Origin of the sequence: Nonomuraea marmarensis (assembly GCF_043197025.1) — a bacterium.
Classification (GTDB): Bacteria; Actinomycetota; Actinomycetes; order Streptosporangiales; family Streptosporangiaceae; genus Nonomuraea; species Nonomuraea marmarensis.
On sequence record NZ_JBICRM010000005.1, the window covers coordinates 130,123 to 144,762 of the forward strand.

At 68.7% G+C, this 14,640-nt stretch carries 14 protein-coding genes; 7 read left to right on the forward strand and 7 right to left on the reverse strand.

All coding sequences use genetic code 11. The annotated features are described in order from the left end of the window. Nucleotides 1-125 precede the first annotated feature (125 nt). The 4 genes from ACFLIM_RS09935 to ACFLIM_RS09950 all read left to right on the forward strand — a co-directional run bounded on the left by ACFLIM_RS09935 (nucleotide 126) and on the right by ACFLIM_RS09950 (nucleotide 4,143). Nucleotides 126-785, forward strand: coding sequence for a C39 family peptidase (locus ACFLIM_RS09935; protein ID WP_393164164.1), 660 nt, complete (start codon nucleotides 126-128; stop codon nucleotides 783-785). A gap of 119 nt (nucleotides 786-904) precedes the next feature. After that, nucleotides 905-1,336, forward strand: a complete 432-nt coding sequence (locus ACFLIM_RS09940) for a VOC family protein (RefSeq protein WP_393164165.1) — start codon at nucleotides 905-907, stop codon at nucleotides 1,334-1,336. Between the two features lie 64 nt (nucleotides 1,337-1,400). Continuing rightward, the gene (locus ACFLIM_RS09945) at nucleotides 1,401-2,876 is read left to right on the forward strand and encodes an ATP-binding protein (protein ID WP_393164166.1); all 1,476 of its coding nucleotides are present in this window, start codon (nucleotides 1,401-1,403) and stop codon (nucleotides 2,874-2,876) included. A 142-nt stretch (nucleotides 2,877-3,018) separates the two neighbouring features. Next, nucleotides 3,019-4,143 carry a hypothetical protein gene (locus ACFLIM_RS09950; protein ID WP_393164167.1) on the forward strand — a complete coding sequence of 375 codons (1,125 nt, stop codon included), beginning with the start codon at nucleotides 3,019-3,021 and terminating at the stop codon, nucleotides 4,141-4,143. A gap of 35 nt (nucleotides 4,144-4,178) precedes the next feature. Here ACFLIM_RS09950 and ACFLIM_RS09955 read toward each other — a convergent pair whose 3' ends face one another. Then, nucleotides 4,179-4,343 carry a hypothetical protein gene (locus tag ACFLIM_RS09955; RefSeq protein ID WP_393164168.1) on the reverse strand — a complete coding sequence of 55 codons (165 nt, stop codon included), beginning with the start codon at nucleotides 4,341-4,343 and terminating at the stop codon, nucleotides 4,179-4,181. Nucleotides 4,344-4,492: 149 nt separating this feature from the next. Here ACFLIM_RS09955 and ACFLIM_RS09960 point away from each other — a divergent pair, with 149 nt between their 5' ends. Further along, nucleotides 4,493-5,317, forward strand: coding sequence for a hypothetical protein (locus ACFLIM_RS09960; protein ID WP_393164169.1), 825 nt, complete (start codon nucleotides 4,493-4,495; stop codon nucleotides 5,315-5,317). 69 nt (nucleotides 5,318-5,386) lie between these two features. Here the strand turns inward: ACFLIM_RS09960 and ACFLIM_RS09965 are convergent, their stop codons facing one another. The 4 genes from ACFLIM_RS09965 to ACFLIM_RS09980 form a co-directional block, all read right to left on the reverse strand. Further along, nucleotides 5,387-6,217, reverse strand: a complete 831-nt coding sequence (locus ACFLIM_RS09965) for an LLM class flavin-dependent oxidoreductase (RefSeq protein ID WP_393164170.1) — start codon at nucleotides 6,215-6,217, stop codon at nucleotides 5,387-5,389. Continuing rightward, a complete protein-coding gene (locus tag ACFLIM_RS09970) occupies nucleotides 6,214-7,077 on the reverse strand; it encodes a GNAT family N-acetyltransferase (RefSeq protein WP_393164171.1) in 864 nt (287 codons plus the stop codon). Before ACFLIM_RS09970 ends, ACFLIM_RS09965 begins: the two co-directional genes overlap by 4 nt. A 111-nt stretch (nucleotides 7,078-7,188) precedes the next feature. Then, complete coding sequence (locus tag ACFLIM_RS09975; protein ID WP_393164172.1) at nucleotides 7,189-7,500, reverse strand: STAS domain-containing protein; 312 nt, start codon at nucleotides 7,498-7,500, stop codon at nucleotides 7,189-7,191. A gap of 70 nt (nucleotides 7,501-7,570) precedes the next feature. Beyond that, entirely contained in the window at nucleotides 7,571-9,007 is a 1,437-nt protein-coding gene (locus ACFLIM_RS09980) for an LCP family protein (protein WP_393164173.1), read from the reverse strand. Between the two features lie 81 nt (nucleotides 9,008-9,088). Here ACFLIM_RS09980 and ACFLIM_RS09985 point away from each other — a divergent pair, with 81 nt between their 5' ends. Then, on the forward strand, nucleotides 9,089-10,108 hold the full coding sequence (locus ACFLIM_RS09985) for a glycosyltransferase family 2 protein (RefSeq protein WP_393164174.1): 1,020 nt from the start codon (nucleotides 9,089-9,091) through the stop codon (nucleotides 10,106-10,108). On the opposite strand, the gene ACFLIM_RS09990 is transcribed toward ACFLIM_RS09985, so the two are convergent. Together ACFLIM_RS09990 and ACFLIM_RS09995 are read right to left on the reverse strand one after the other, a co-directional pair. Then, entirely contained in the window at nucleotides 10,103-11,833 is a 1,731-nt protein-coding gene (locus tag ACFLIM_RS09990; protein ID WP_393164176.1) for a CDP-glycerol glycerophosphotransferase family protein, read from the reverse strand. The genes ACFLIM_RS09985 and ACFLIM_RS09990 overlap by 6 nt on opposite strands. A 26-nt stretch (nucleotides 11,834-11,859) precedes the next feature. Next, the gene (locus ACFLIM_RS09995) at nucleotides 11,860-13,104 is read right to left on the reverse strand and encodes an SDR family oxidoreductase (RefSeq protein ID WP_393164177.1); all 1,245 of its coding nucleotides are present in this window, start codon (nucleotides 13,102-13,104) and stop codon (nucleotides 11,860-11,862) included. Nucleotides 13,105-13,215: 111 nt separating this feature from the next. Between ACFLIM_RS09995 and ACFLIM_RS10000 the strand changes: the two genes are divergently transcribed. Next, entirely contained in the window at nucleotides 13,216-14,631 is a 1,416-nt protein-coding gene (locus tag ACFLIM_RS10000; RefSeq protein ID WP_393164178.1) for a CDP-alcohol phosphatidyltransferase family protein, read from the forward strand. Nucleotides 14,632-14,640 lie beyond the last annotated feature (9 nt).

The following is a 14,640-nucleotide window of genomic DNA, read 5'->3' on the forward strand; positions in this document are numbered from 1 at the left end:
TGAGTGGCGTACATCGTCCCTTTCGCCCCAAGCACCTCAATCATCGCTTCTTGCACACACTTGACTCGAACAACTACAGTCCTTGACTTCTCGTCAGTATTTGTGTGCATGTGTGGAGTGATCAAGTGAAGAACTTCAGGGCGGGAACCGGCATCGCCCTCACCGTAACCATGACCGCGGGCACCCTGTGCTTCACCGCTCTGACACCGGCTCACGCGTCCCCCAGCACCCCCGCCCCGACCCCGACGACCAACGGTCTCCTCACCCCCCTGAAGTACCAGCTCAGCCTCAAGGGCCAGCCGCAGACGACGAACTACTACTGCGTGCCCGCCTCGTCGTCGATGAGTCTGTCGACCTTCGGCCTCAAGGTCAGCCAGGCCACCCTCGCCAAGAAGATGAAGACCACCGCCTCCGGCGGCACCAAGGGCTCGAAGGCTGTGCCGGTGATCAACGCCTACGTCAAGTCCAAGGGCTACAAGTACACGAGCCCCACCGACGCGGACGGCAACGCGTCGGTGCTCATGAATCGGGTCTCGGGCAACATCGGCGATCTGCATCGGGCGCCGGTGATCGCGGTGTACATGGAGCGACTGCCCTGGAACAAGGGCAAGGTCAAGGGCACCAAGCTCGGCCACGCGATCATCGCCTACGGCTACGACAAGCCGGCGGGCACCATCACCGTCTACGACCCGTGGAAGCCGACCGGCGGCTCTCACACCATCAGCGCCTCCGCGCTGGCCGGCACCCTCCAGCCGGGCAGCATGTACTACATCTCCAAGCTCTGATTTCCGCGTGAGCCGCCTGCGTGTCGCCCCCTGACCGCGCATGCCACGGCCTTGTACGCAGCCAGCCAGCTGTATCTTGCCGACGACACGTGCCCTGCCTGGGCAGAGGGGGTCACAGCATGAACGCCAAGCCCGTTACCGGAATGCTGCACCATGTCGAGATCTGGGTGCCCGATCTGGCACGGGCCGTCGGCAGCTGGCAATGGCTGTTGGAGGCGCTCGGCTACACCCTCTTCCAGGATTGGAGCGCTGGCCGTAGCTGGCGGCTCGGGGCCACGTACCTGGTGCTGGAGCAGTCACCGGCCCTCAGCGCCGATCGGCACGACCGCTGCCGCCCCGGGCTCAACCACCTGGCCTTCCATGTGAAAAGCCGGGCCCGGGTCGACGCTCTGGTCGAGCAGGCGCCCGCGCACGGCTGGACGCTGATGTTCCCCGATCGTCATCCCCACGCCGGTGGGGAGCAGCACTACGCCGCCTACCTGGAGGACAAGGACGGGTTCGAGATCGAGCTGGTCGCCTTCGACGCGCCAGGGCAACCGCCAACGCCCTGACCAATCGCAGAACTGTACTTCTGAGAAGTATAGTTCTGTATACGTCGCTGTTTTGGAGGGGGTCTTGATCCGTAAGCCGGAGCGCGTCTTCGACCGCGTGAGGGAGTGGCAGGGCCTGGCGGGCTTCGTGGCGCCGCGGCGCCGGGCGTCCGCGAGGTCCGGAGCCACGCTCGGAGTCGTCAGTGGGCGACGTCGGCAGGGGAAGAGCTTCCTGTTGCAGGCCCTGGCGGAAGTGACCGACGGGATGTATTTCGCTGCCACGGAGGCGACGGAGGCCGAATCGCTGCGGCTGTTCACGGAAGCTCTCACGCGATTCACCCGAGAGGTCGTGGAGATTCCTTTCCGCGACTGGAACGACGCCATCCCCTACATGTTTCGCGCCTTCCGCGATCGGCCTGTGCCGCTGATCATTGATGAGTTTCCGTTCCTGTCCAAAGCTTCGCCCGCACTGCCGTCCATCATCCAGCGCGAGCTGGGGCCGGGCGGCAGCGGGCAGGAGAGTACGGCGAGGTTGATTCTCTGCGGATCGGCCATGTCCGTGATGGGCGGGCTGCTATCCGGACAGGCGCCATTGCGTGGGCGAGCCGGTCTGGAGCTCATGATTCATCCATTCCGCTATCGGGCCGCGGCGGAGTTCTGGGGCATCACGGATCCGAGGCTGGCCGTCCTGGTGAACTCCGTCGTGGGTGGAACGCCTGCTTACCGGTACGAGTTCACGCAGGGTGACGTACCGGAGGGTCTGGCTGATTTCGATTCCTGGGTTGTTCGCACCGTGCTGAACCCTCAGACGCCGCTCTTCCGGGAAGCGCGCTATCTGCTGGCCGAAGAGTCGGACATCCGGGATCCGGCGCTCTACCACTCGGTCCTGGCGGCCATCGCGAGCGGAAACTCGACCAATGGGGGGATCGCTGGCTATGTAGGGCGTAAGTCCGACCAGATCACCCACCCGCTCAACGTCCTTGAAGACTGTGCGCTGATCACGCGTGAGCCCGACCTCTTCCGTTCCGGACGTGCCCGCTACCGTATCGTCGAGCCGCTGATCACGTTCTATGAGGCGATTATGCGTCGGCGCTGGCCGGAGCTGGAGATCTACCGGGCGGAAACCGTGTGGCAGGCGGTCAGGCAGACGTTTCTCGCTCAAGTCGTCGGGCCGCACTTCGAGTCTCTGTGCCGGGATTTCGCGCTGGGCGCGGAGGACACGGTTTTCGGCGAGTTCCCGGCGGAGATCGGAGCGGGCGTGGTGCCAGATCCGGCCAACAGGACTCAGATCGAGGTCGACGTGGTGGCGCTGGCCGCACAGGAGCCTGGGCGGTCGCGGCGGATCCTGTCGCTCGGTGAGGCCAAGTGGGGTGAAGTGATGGGAGGTCATCATCTTGAGCGGCTCGCGAGGGCGCGGGAGCTGCTGAGCAACAAGGGTTACGACACGCGAGACACGGTTCTGACCTGCTACGGCGGGTCTGGTTTCACTGGTGAGCTCCGCGCCGCTGCCGACGGCGATGGCCGTGTTCTCCTGGTGACGCTGGAGCGGCTGTACCGCTAGGCGGCCCCTATGGTGCCGGATGGGTAGTTTGGTGGTACTTCACTGTCGGTTCGTGGATTTGTCAGACATCGCCATACGGTCGGTATAGCGTCTCGTTTCGGTCTGATCCTTAACCGAAGACGGGTACTGCAACATGCGCAAGGTGTTGACACTCACGCTGGCCGCCACCGCCTCGCTCGGCCTGCTGACCTCCCCAGCCGTCGCCGACGACCGCCCCCGGGAGTTGCCGAACGAGGTCTACGGCGGTGCCTGGGCCTCCGGGCACGTCCAGGGCATCGCCATAGACCAGCGCAAGGGGTACATGTACTTCTCCTTCACCAACCTCCTCGTCAAGACCGACCTCAAGGGCAACCCCGTCGGCTCGGTGACGGGGTTCACCGGGCACCTCGGCGATCTGGACTTCAACACCAAGGACGGCCGGGTGTACGGGTCCCTCGAGTACAAGGAGCAGGAGTCGTTCTACATCGCCATCTTCGACGTCGACCGCATCACCAGCATGAACATGGACGCCCAGACCAGCGACGTCGTCAAGACGGTCTACCTCAAGGAGGTCGTGGCGGACTATGTGGCGGACATGAACGGGGACGGCAAGTTCGACGGCAACGTCGGTAACACCCCCGACCACCGGTACGGGTGCAGCGGCATCGACGGTGTGTCGTTCGGGCCGGAGTTCGGCAAGAAGCACGGCAAGCAGAAGCTGACCGTGGCGTACGGCATCTACTCCAACGTCACCCGGCCGGACAACGACTACCAGGTCCTGCTCCAGTACGACATCCAGCAGTGGAAGAAGTACGAGCAGCCGCTCACCGAGAGCGCCCCGCACACCAGCGGGCCCGAGCAGGTGGACGGCAAGTACTTCGCCTACACCGGCAACACCACGTACGGCGTGCAGAACCTCCAGTACGACGACCACACCGGCAACTGGATGATGGCCGTGTACAAGGGGATGAAGCCGCAGTTCCCCAACTACTCCTTCTTCATGGTGGACGGCGGCGAGCGGCCGAAGAAGGGCGACATCGTGGGGCAGTCCCAGCCCGAGCGGGGCAACCTGCTCACGCTGGCGCCCGGCGGGCTCCAGGACGGCGCCTCGGGGGTGCGGGGGTGGGAGTTCACCGGTGAGTACGGGCTGATCTCGCTGGGCCGGGGCCGGTACTACGTGTCGAAAGCAGGCACCGTCACCGAGGACGGCGTGACCAAGCAGACCAGCCACGCGCAGCTGTACCGCTGGACGGGCCAGTCCCCGACCCCCTTCGAGAAGGTCGGCTGACCACAGGTCCGAGCCGTGCCGGTGGCGTTTCGGGGTCAGACGTCGGCGTAGTGGCACTCGTCGGCCTGCGGCCCCCGCACCACATTGGTGTCGGTGGCCGCGCCGCCGCCGGCCTGGGCCGGTGGGGTGGCCAGCGCCAGGGCCGCGAGGATGACAGCGGCGCACGCGGCCACCCGCCGCACGGGCTGAGGAGTCTTCACGGTGGGGCTGGTAGGGGGTCTTTGGCCTGAGTGAACCGGTACTTAACAACATGTCGCTACTGACGAGAGTTGCCAGCGGACGGTCAGTAAGTGCTGTTATGGTCATCCCTCATCCCAACAACCAGTAAAGATTCCTGCATGGGAGGGTCATGCGGACCACGAGAAAGATCGCAGTCGTCACATCCGTGCTGGCCGGAGTCGCCGCTCCGGTCGTGGCGACGGCGCCCGCGGCGAATGCCCAGGCGGCCCCGGCCTGGTACGCCTACCACAACGCCACCGCCGCCCAGAGCGTGGCGCAGGTGAAGCGGCTCAAGGGCCAGGGCTACCACCCGATCACGGTGAACGTTTCCGACGGGGAGCGGTACGCGGCCGTCTGGCTCAAGGACGGGTCGTCGACCCAGTGGGGCATTTGGCAGGGCATGTCGCCCGCTGAGTTCCAGCAGCGGTTCGACGCCGGTGTGAAGGAGGGGGCGCAGCCGATTTCGGTCTCCGCCACCGGGTCGGGTGACTCGGCCGTGTTCACCGCCATCTTCGAGAAGAAGGCCGGGAAGTTCCTCACCAAGTCGAACCTCACCCCGGCCCGGTTCCAGGCCGTCAACAAGCAGGCGACCGCCCAGGGGCTCGCGCTGACCTCCGTCGACGCGTACGGCACCCCCGGCGACGTCCGCTACGTGGGCGTGTGGACGCCCAACACGGGCGGGGCCTGGTACTACACCTACGGCTACTCCAGGCAGAAGTACGAGGCCGAGTTCAGCGCCAAGAAGGCGAAGGGCTTCCGGCCGGTCAAGGTGGCCGTGGCGCCCGATGGCACGTACACGGCCGTGTGGCGCAAGGACGGGCTCAGGTCCTGGGCCAACTACATCGACATGAGCAGCTCCGGATACCAGAAGCGGTTCAACGACCTCAAGGGCAAGGGACTGCACCCTGTCCAGGTGAACGCTGAGGGCGGGAAGTACGCCGCGATCTGGCAGTAGCACAGAGGTGGCGGGGTGCGGTGCCGCACCCCGCCGCCGGCCACGTCTCGACCATTCGGCCGGTCTCGGTCAGAGGGCCGAGAGCAGTCTTGTGACGGGGGACAGCGGATCCGAGCCGATCGGCCGCAGCACCACCGTGTCCGCGCCGGCCGCCCACAGGCTCTTGACCTGCGCCGCCGCCTCCTCCGGAGTCCCGGCCGCCATCACCACGTCGTCCGGCGAGATCCCCAGGAACTCGGCCTGCCACTCCAGCATCTGACGGGGCACCTCGGCGCCTGTGTGGAGATAGGTGAAGACCACCAGCTCGTGATCGTCCCCGGCGCCGATCTGGTCGAGGATGCCGGGCAGCTGCGCGGGACCGACGCCCTCGGGCAGGATCGTGCCCTGCGCGACGCGGCCCGACAGCGCCAGCGAACGCGGGCTCTTCACCCCGCCCAGCACGGGCGGCGGTTCGGCGGGCGGGTGCACCAGCGACACCCCGTCCAGGTGGACCGACCTGCCGTGCAGGGTGACCGTCTCGCCCCGCAGCAGCGCGCGTACGGACGTGATCGTCTCCTCCAGGAGCGCCAGCGGCGACGGCGGGGCGGCGCCCACCTGGCGCATCCAGTCCTGTACGCCGTGCCCGATCCCGGCCGCCAGCCGCCCTGGATGCACGCGGGCCAGGTTGGCCAGCTCCATCGCCAGCAACATCGGGTTGCGCAGGGGAGCGGGGGTGATGCCGATGCCGACGCGCAGGCGGGAGGTGACGGCGAGGGCGGTGGCGGCCGAGGAGATGCCGCCTGTCCAGCCCAGGTCCTCCACCACCCACAGGTCGGCCACGGACGTCTCGTCGAGCGCCCTGGCGAACGGGATCAACTGCTCCGGCGGCAGGCCCCTGTCGAACATGACCCCGAGTCTCACGATGACCTCCAGTAGTAGCGGAACAACCGGCCGACCTCCGAGTATCCAGCACGCAGGAACGCGTTGGCCGTCGGCACGTTGGCCAGGTCCGTGACCGCGACGATGCGTCGCAGGCCGGCCTCGGCCAGCGTGCGGGTGCCCCTGGCCAGGAGGTCGTGTACGTAGCCGTGGCCGCGATGCTCGGGCACGACGCCGATGTAGGCGATGGAGTGGTCGTCGGGCGCCACCAGGCCGACCGGGGACTCGCCCAGGTAGCCGATGACGAACCAGTCGGGCTTGGATTTGCGGTTGACCAGGTCGTCGTACATCCATCGGGCTTCCCGTTCGGTGCCCGCCGTGGCCACCTCGATCCGCGTGTCGTAGTCGAGAGAGCCCTCGGAGACGCGTACGAGGATGTCGAGCACCTCGCCGGGGTCCATGCGGCGCGCGGGGCGGTAGGTCAGCCTGCCGGGGTCCTCGGGGATGTCGCTGCCCGCCGCCCATTCGAGCACGAGCCGCTCCACCTCCATGGCGAACCCGGCACGGGTCAGGGCCTCGTGTTCGACGGGGCGGTCGACGACAGGGGTGAGCCCGGGTTTGAGGGAGATGTCGTGAATTATCTTGGTCAGCCCCATCGTGTCCAGGCTGCGGAGCAACAGCCCGGCGGCGGCGACGGGATCGGGACCCGGGTCGAACTGCCAGACGATCAGCGGCTCCGCGCCGGCGTAGGGGGCCCAGAACGCGAGCCTGGCCTGACCCTCCGCGAAGCACCATTCAGGGCGGGTCCTGCCCTCGTCGAAGGCGGCCACGAGCTGGGAGCGCGCCGGCTCCGGAAACTGAGGAAACTGGTGGAACTGGTCGAACAACGTGAAAGCCTCCACACCTGAGGGGGCTCTCCTGCGACTTTACGAGGCCGTGGAGAGGTGTGCCGGGAATGACATGAACATGTTCTCGCACACCTCCGATCAGTCAGGCCAATGCGTCAAAGTCGGTCAGGCCGCGCTGCCCATCGCCGTGCGTGCCTCGCCGAGGGTTTCGCTCGTCTCGAAATGCCGGTCGAGATTGGTGATCGTCAGCAGGTGGCGGATCATTCCGGGGGCGAGGACGAGGATCATCCGGCCGTTCATGCGCTGGATGTGGTTGAGCGTGGCCACCAGCACCCCGAGCCCGACGGAGTCGCAGAACGGCACCTCGGTCAGGTCGACGACCAGGTTGAGCGGGTCGGCGGCGGTGATCGCCTGCTCCAGCTCGGCCCGCAGCCGAGGAGCCCCTGCCACGTCGAGATCGCCTGCGACATGGAGCACCGTACAGGGATCCTCCCGCCAAGACCTGACCACCATGGGCCTCACCTGTCCGACCTGCAGAAAGTTATACTTATTTCTTACATATGTTCTGCATTGCCGTTTTGGTCGTTGGTGTAACACTGGGCGCGGCGGATGGGGTGTCAGTCGGCTTCTGTTGCTTGATTTTCGGTTGGTCGCTGCCGATGATCACCTCGATGCCGTCGATGTCTGCCTCGCGCAGTTCGGCTCCGGGAATGGCGGCGGCCACGACGTGTGCGGAATCCTCGTTGCCTTTGGCGTATCGGACGATGGTTTTCTTGTAGTCCTTCTTGGCGGTGTTGCCGGGCTCGCCGGGGACCTTGAAGCCGTAGGCGGCCAGGGCCGTCTTGGTGCGGGCGCCGAGGCCCGTGATGAGGGTGCCGTTCTTGACCTTGATCGAGATGCGCTCCGGCCGGATCGGGGACGGCTTGCTCGAAGGCGTGGCGGTGACGGTCGGGGTGGGCTTGGTCAGGTCCTGGTCCGCGTTGATCTTCGTGAACAGGTCGCGGGCCGCCCGCTTGTCCCACAACACCGCGGACTCGCCGGTGGGCGCCTTGAAGTCGACGTTGGACAGCGGCACCTCGGCGAACTTCACGTCCTGCAGCGAAACGTCCCTGAGCTGGGTGGCCAGCCCGATCAGCCCGTCGTCCGGATCGACCTTGACCGTGCTCAGCGTCGAGTTGACGAACGAGGCCAGCTTGCCGGGGTTGGCCAGCGTGTCGGCGCTCAGCGCCCGGTTGAGCAGCGCCGAGATGACCTGCTGCTGCCGGTCGATGCGGTCGAGGTCGGAACGCGCGGTGGCCCGGGTGCGGGCGTAGCCGAGCGCCTGGACGCCCTGCAACTGGTGGGTGCCCGCGGGCAGGTTGAGCCCGGTCTTGGGGTCGTTGATCGGCACCGGCGTGCAGACGGTGACGCCGCCGAGCGAGTCGACGACGTCGATGAAGCCGAGGATGTTGACCTCGATGTAGCGGTTGATCTGCAGCCCGGTGGCGGCCTCGACGGTCTCCTTGGCGAGCCTGGGCCCGCCGAACTGGTACGCGGAATTGATCTTGTGGTCGCCCTTGCCGGGGACCGTCGTCCAGGTGTCGCGCGGCAGGCTCACCACGGTGACCCGGCTGTGGTCCTCCGACAGGTGGATGAGCATCATCGTGTCGGTGCGCTGGCCCGCCTCGCGGCCGAGCTTGAGCCGGTTCTGCTGCTGGCGGGTGAGGTCGTCGCGCTTGTCGACGCCGACCATCAGGATGTTCTCGGCGCCGCGGGAGGGCGCGGTCACGCCGGCGTCCACGGTGCCGATCTGGCGCGGGGTCGCCCACACCACGCCGGTGGTGACCAGGACGCCCGCGGACAGGAAGCCGGCGGTGATCACGTTGCGGCGGCGGGCCTTGGCGCTCCTGAGCGGCTTGCGAGGGCGGCCGGGTGCGAGCTTGACGCCACCGTAGGCGTCGCCGCCCACGAGCACACCGGCGTCCTCCTCGGCCGGGTCCCGCATGCCGTCCCCCTTTTGTCACCCCGGTGGATCGGGCTTTCGATTGCCCTCCTACCCTGCTCGTACAGTAGCGTGAGCCCCGCCATGAAGCAGTTCCCCGACTCGCCGCACGCGCCCGCGGAGACGCGCGGCTGGCCCCCCATCTCCGTCGTCATGCCCGTTCTCAACGAGGAGCGGCACCTACGCGAGGCCGTCGACCAGGTCCTCGCCCAGAGCTACCCAGGTGAGATCGAGGTCGTTCTCGCCGTGGGTCCTTCCCAAGACCGAACCCAGGAGGTCGCCGACTCCATCGCGGCGGCCGATCCCCGGGTGACCGTGGTGCCCAACCCCACGGGCCGCACCCCCAACGCGCTCAACGCCGCGATCGCCGCCGCGCGCAACGGCATCATCGCCAGGGTCGACGGGCACGCCATGCTGCCGTCCGACTACCTGCGTGTCGCCGTCGAGACGCTGGCGGAGACCGGTGCCGACAACGTGGGCGGCATCATGGCGGCCGAAGGGATCACCCCCTTCGAGCAGGCCGTCGCCTGCGCCATGACGTCCAAGATCGGCGTGGGCGCCGCCGCCTTCCACGTGGGCGGCACGGCGGGCCCGGCCGACACCGTCTACCTCGGCGTGTTCCGCCGCTCGGCGCTCGACCGGGTGGGCGGCTACGACGAGCACTTCCAGCGGGCCCAGGACTGGGAGATGAACCACCGCATCCGCCAGAGCGGCGGCCTGGTCTGGTTCCAGCCGCGGATGCGGGTCTCCTACCGGCCGCGGCCCAACGTCAAGGCGCTGGCCAAGCAGTACTTCCACTACGGCCGGTGGCGGCGGGTGGTCTCGCGCACCCACGAGGGCACGATCAACCTGCGTTACCTGGCGCCGCCCGCCGCCGTGCTGGCCATGCTGCTCGGGCTGGTCGTCTCGCCGTTCTTCCCGCTCGCGCTGGTCGTCCCCGGCGGCTACCTCGCGGCCATCGTGGCGGGGTCGGCGCTGACGGGCGGCGGGCTGTCGGCGAAGGCCAAGCTGCGGCTGCCGCTCGTGTACGCCACCATGCACTGCTCCTGGGGCTGGGGCTTCCTCACCAGCCCGAGAAAGCTGGCGAGACCACCGGGCTCATGAGAACACCCGCTCGACCGCCGCGTTGAAGCGGGTGAGCGCGTCCGGATACTCCGGCCCGAACAGATGGCTCCTGAGCTTGATCCTGGCTCGGGCCAGCGTGTCCTCCCCGTCCAGGAAGTCCGCCAGCCCGGCCAGGTCCTCGCCGAGCAATACGCCCGCCTCGGTGCTGGGGTAACGCTCGTGGAAGGCCTGGCCGGGCAGGCCGGAGACGTTCGTCACCGCGTACGGCTTCTCGCTGGCCAGGAAGTCGGCCACGACGCTGGAGATGTCGCTGATCAGCAGGTCGCACTCGTTGAAGCAGTCGTACAGGTGCGGCTCGGGCCCGGTCACCACCATGTGCCTGATCTCCGACGTCTCCCCTGGCGCGCTCGACGGGTGCCTGGCCTTCGACTCGGCCAGCTCGACCGCCTCGATCATGGCCACGATCTTCCGGTGCGCGCGGGCGGCGCTCTTGGCGCGGTGGCCGGTGAGCGGGTGCGGCTTGTAGATCACGCGTACCGGTGGCCGGTGGTCGAGCAGCGCCCGCACGATGCGCGGGCCCATGGTGATCAGCGAGGTGTGGAAAAGGTCGTCGTTCCAGCCCTCCCAGGTGGGCGCGTACAGGACGGTCCGGTACGGCAGCCCCGGCCCCTCCGTCGAGATGCCTTCGAGCTGCGGCCTGCCGACCTCGTGGACGCACTCGTCCCGGACGCCCACCCTGGCCCGCCGGTACCGGTCCCGGCCCGCCGGACCGGCCACCCACACCTCGTCGTACACCCGCGAGAACGGGTTGAACGAGGCCTCCTTGTCGCTGTCCCCATGGTTGAGGAACGCGCTGCGCAAGGTCGGGATGCGCAGCATGTGGACGTTCCTGCCGACGTTGGCGACGTACAGGCAGAGTTTGGCGCTGGACAGGGCGCGGAAGCTCATCAGGTCGGCCGCCGACGGGATGCACAACATCGGCAGCGTCGTCGACTCCAGGTGGCTGGCCATGCCGCGCTCGCGCAGCACGACGACGGCCCGACGGTCGATGCGTTCGAGGATGGGCAACCACATCCTGGCCTGGTAGGCGGCCGCGGTGGCGCCGGAGAAGTACAGGATGACCTCGGGACGGTAGGCCTCGACCTGCTCGCCCACGACCGCCAGGACCTTGGCCGCGTCGGTGAGGGGGGTGGCGCGGCGCACGTACGGGATGAGCGCGAGCGCCCCGGCGGCGCCCAGCAGGATCGCCAGGCCCGCACCGATCGCAGCCGGAACGACGCCGGCGGCGGCGCCGAGCACCGGCAGCGCGTCCAGGTAGAGGAAGCGCACGCTGCGGGAGTCACGCAGGTAGGGCGGCGGCATCTTCGGGATGCGTAGCGCCGAGACATCGATGTTGCGGGTGGTCACCGGCATCCTGCTGAGCATCTGCTTGAGGCGCATGGCCAGCCCCGTGTGCCCGGCCCGCACCACGTGGATCGCGAACACCCCGGCCGCCAGCGCCGGGAACCACGGCGAGTCGGACCCGGCCGTCCGTGCCACCAGCAGCAGCGCCATGGTCTCCCTGGCCGCGAAGCGCACGGTGACCCCGAGGTGCACCTTGCCCAGCAACTCGGGCAGCGGCCGACCGGCGCGCGGCGCGATGTACTCCACGGCATAGGAGAGCGCGGCAACCGCCCCGAACAGCGCCGGCGCGGGCCAGAGCGCCGACACCAGCAGTACGGGGTAGCAGCCGAGCAGCGCCGCGATCGCGATGAGTCTCCTCATGCGAACGCACGGTAACAAGGATCAGGTCAAGCGCCGTCCACGCCAACATCTATGACTTGCCCTGATAGGTCGGAGATGAGGATGTCCAGCGAGGTCTGCGCGACCACGAGCGGAGACGCGTTGGTATTGACGCAGTTGACCCTGATGCCGTCCGGGGCCCACTCGCGGGCCAGTGCCCGGGTCAGCCCCGCCACGGCGGCACGCGCGGAGGCGGCCAACGCGCCGGAGCCGCGAGGGGCGTGCAGCAGCAGGCTCCTGCGGAGATGCGGGCGGGCGGCCCGGGCCACGTTGAACGCGCCCAGGTGATCGACGGCGATCACCTCCTCGGGCGTTCCAAGATGACCTGTCGTGTTCACCACGTGATCGACGCTCCCGACGCCGTCCAGCGCCTTCGCCACCGAGTCGAAATCCTCCACACGCACGCCGTCGGACCTGGAGAAGGTGTGCACCCTGGCGCCGTGGGCGGTGGCCAGCTCGGCGACGTCGTGGGCGCCGAAGACGACGACGCTCCTGCCTTCGAGCGCCCTCCTGTCGCCGTGCGGCACCACCGTGGCCAGCTCGAACAGCCGCTCGGCGAGGTGCAGGTCGGCCGGGTGGGTGACCTTGATGTTGTGCTCGCTGCCCGGCACGAGGTGGATCGGCACGTCCGGCAGGTAACGCAGCACCACGCCGCAGTCGTCGGTGGCCGGCCGGCTGCCGAACTCCGGGTCGGCGAACGCCCGCTCGTAGGCCGCCCGGATCACCGAGAGCCTGAAGCACTGCGGCGTCTGGCTGCGCCGCAGCCGCGACCTGTCCAGCACCTCGCCGATCACCTCGCCGTCGGGCACCGGCGCGGCCACCAGGATCGTGTCGGAGCTGGGGATCGCCACGTTCACGGCCGGGTGCGTCTCCAGCGCCCGGACGCACTCGGTGATGATCCTGGGCTCGAGGAGCGGGCGCACGGCGTCGTGCAGCAGCACGTTGCACTCCTCGGTCCCCAGTGCCCGCAACGCCCGCCACGTGCTCTCGGTACGGCTCGCGCCCCCGTCCACGACCTTGCTGACCTTGCGGTAGCCGCCCCGCGTCACGATCTCCCGCATCCGGTCGGCGTACCCCGGCGTCATGAGCACCACGATCTCGTCGATCTCCGGCGCGCCCTCGAACACCGCCAGCGAGTGCTCGATGATCGTCCTTCCCGCGATCTCGGCGAGCTGCTTGGGCGTGGCGAGACCGGCCCGCCGGCCCACGCCGCCCGCGAGGAGCACCCCTACCGACCGCAGCCGTGAATCCATACCGGCAGCGTAACGGTCCTGTTCCGTGATATCGCGTTGACCTGTCGCTACGCTGTGGCTACGCACCCCCAAGTCCACGCACTCCCGCCCGACCGGGAGGAGACCTGTGCTTTGCCCGACTCACTGACCCGCGACACCACGACCACCTCGGTCGTGCTGCTCGCCACGACCCCTGCCTGCAGGTTCTCCTGCGCGGACGGCACGCTGCTCGACCGGATCAGCGACCAGCTCGCCGTGCTGCCCGTACGCGACGTCCAGGTGGTGACCGCCGGCAGCGGCCTCGGGGCCGATCTCCGGGGCGTCGCCAAGATCGCCAGGACCACCTCGGGCGCCGTCGCCGTGCTCCCCGCCGATCTCGTGGCGCACACCGAGGCGCTGGCGCTGCTGCTGGAGCACCCAGCCCACGACACCGCCGCGCTGGTCGCCCACGACGCGGCCGCGGGCCCCATGCGGCCGCCCGTACGCGTCGAAGGCGGCAAGATCGTCGCCGCGGGCAGCTCATTCCACGTCGTGCCCGAGGCGAACGCCACCTTCAGAGGCGTGCTCCAGGCGGGCGAGGCCGACCTGGCCTCGCTGGCGGACCTCGCGGAGGAGCTGGCCGAGCTGGCCGACCGGGGCGAGCTGGGCCCCGTCACCCCGGTCGAGGCGGTGGACCTGCTGCTGGTCGGGCTGGTCAGGTCTGGCGTGGCGGTGCGGGCCGCCGGGATCGGGCCGCTGCACGCCGACCGGGTGACCGGCCAGAGCGCCGCCGACGCCGCCGTCACCAGGCTGGCCGACGTGGACGAGGCCAGGGTCAGGCTCGACACCTCCGTCAAGGAGGACGACGGCTTCTTCGCCACGTTCCTCGTCTCCACCTGGACCCGCCACCTGGTCAGGCCCGCCGTCCGGCTCAAGCTCAGCCCCAACACCGTCACCGGCGTCTCCGTGGGCCTGGCCCTGCTGTCGGCCGTCTGGTTCTCCGCGGGCACCCAGGGCGGGCGGCTGGCCGGGGCCGCGCTGCTCTACCTGTCGTTCGCGCTCGACTGCCTCGACGGGCAGCTCGCCCGCTACGCCCGTACGTTCTCCCCGCTCGGCGCCTGGGCGGACGGCATGTCGGACCGGCTGAAGGAATACGCCGTCTACATCGGCCTCGCCTTCGGCTTCGCCGACCCCGGCATCTGGTATCTCGCCGTGACCGCGACGATCCTCCAGGTCGTACGGCACGCCCTCCAGTACGCGTACGCCGGAGCCGCCACCGACGCCGCCCGCATCGGCTCCATGTGGGGCAGGCCGGCCCGCTCCCTGCTGGAGTCGCAGGACGCCCGCCACGCGCCCGGGGTGCTCGGGTTCGCCCAGCGGATGGAGCGTGACACCATCGCGCGCTGGCTCAAGAAGATCATCGTGCTGCCCATCGGCGAGCGCACGGCCCTGATCGCCGTCACCGCCGCCGGCTGGAACGCCAGGGTGACGTTCCTGGCCCTGCTCTGCTGGGGCGGCGTGGCGGCCCTCTACCAGCTCGCCGGACGGATCGCGAGGTCGGCACAGTGATTTCGGTCC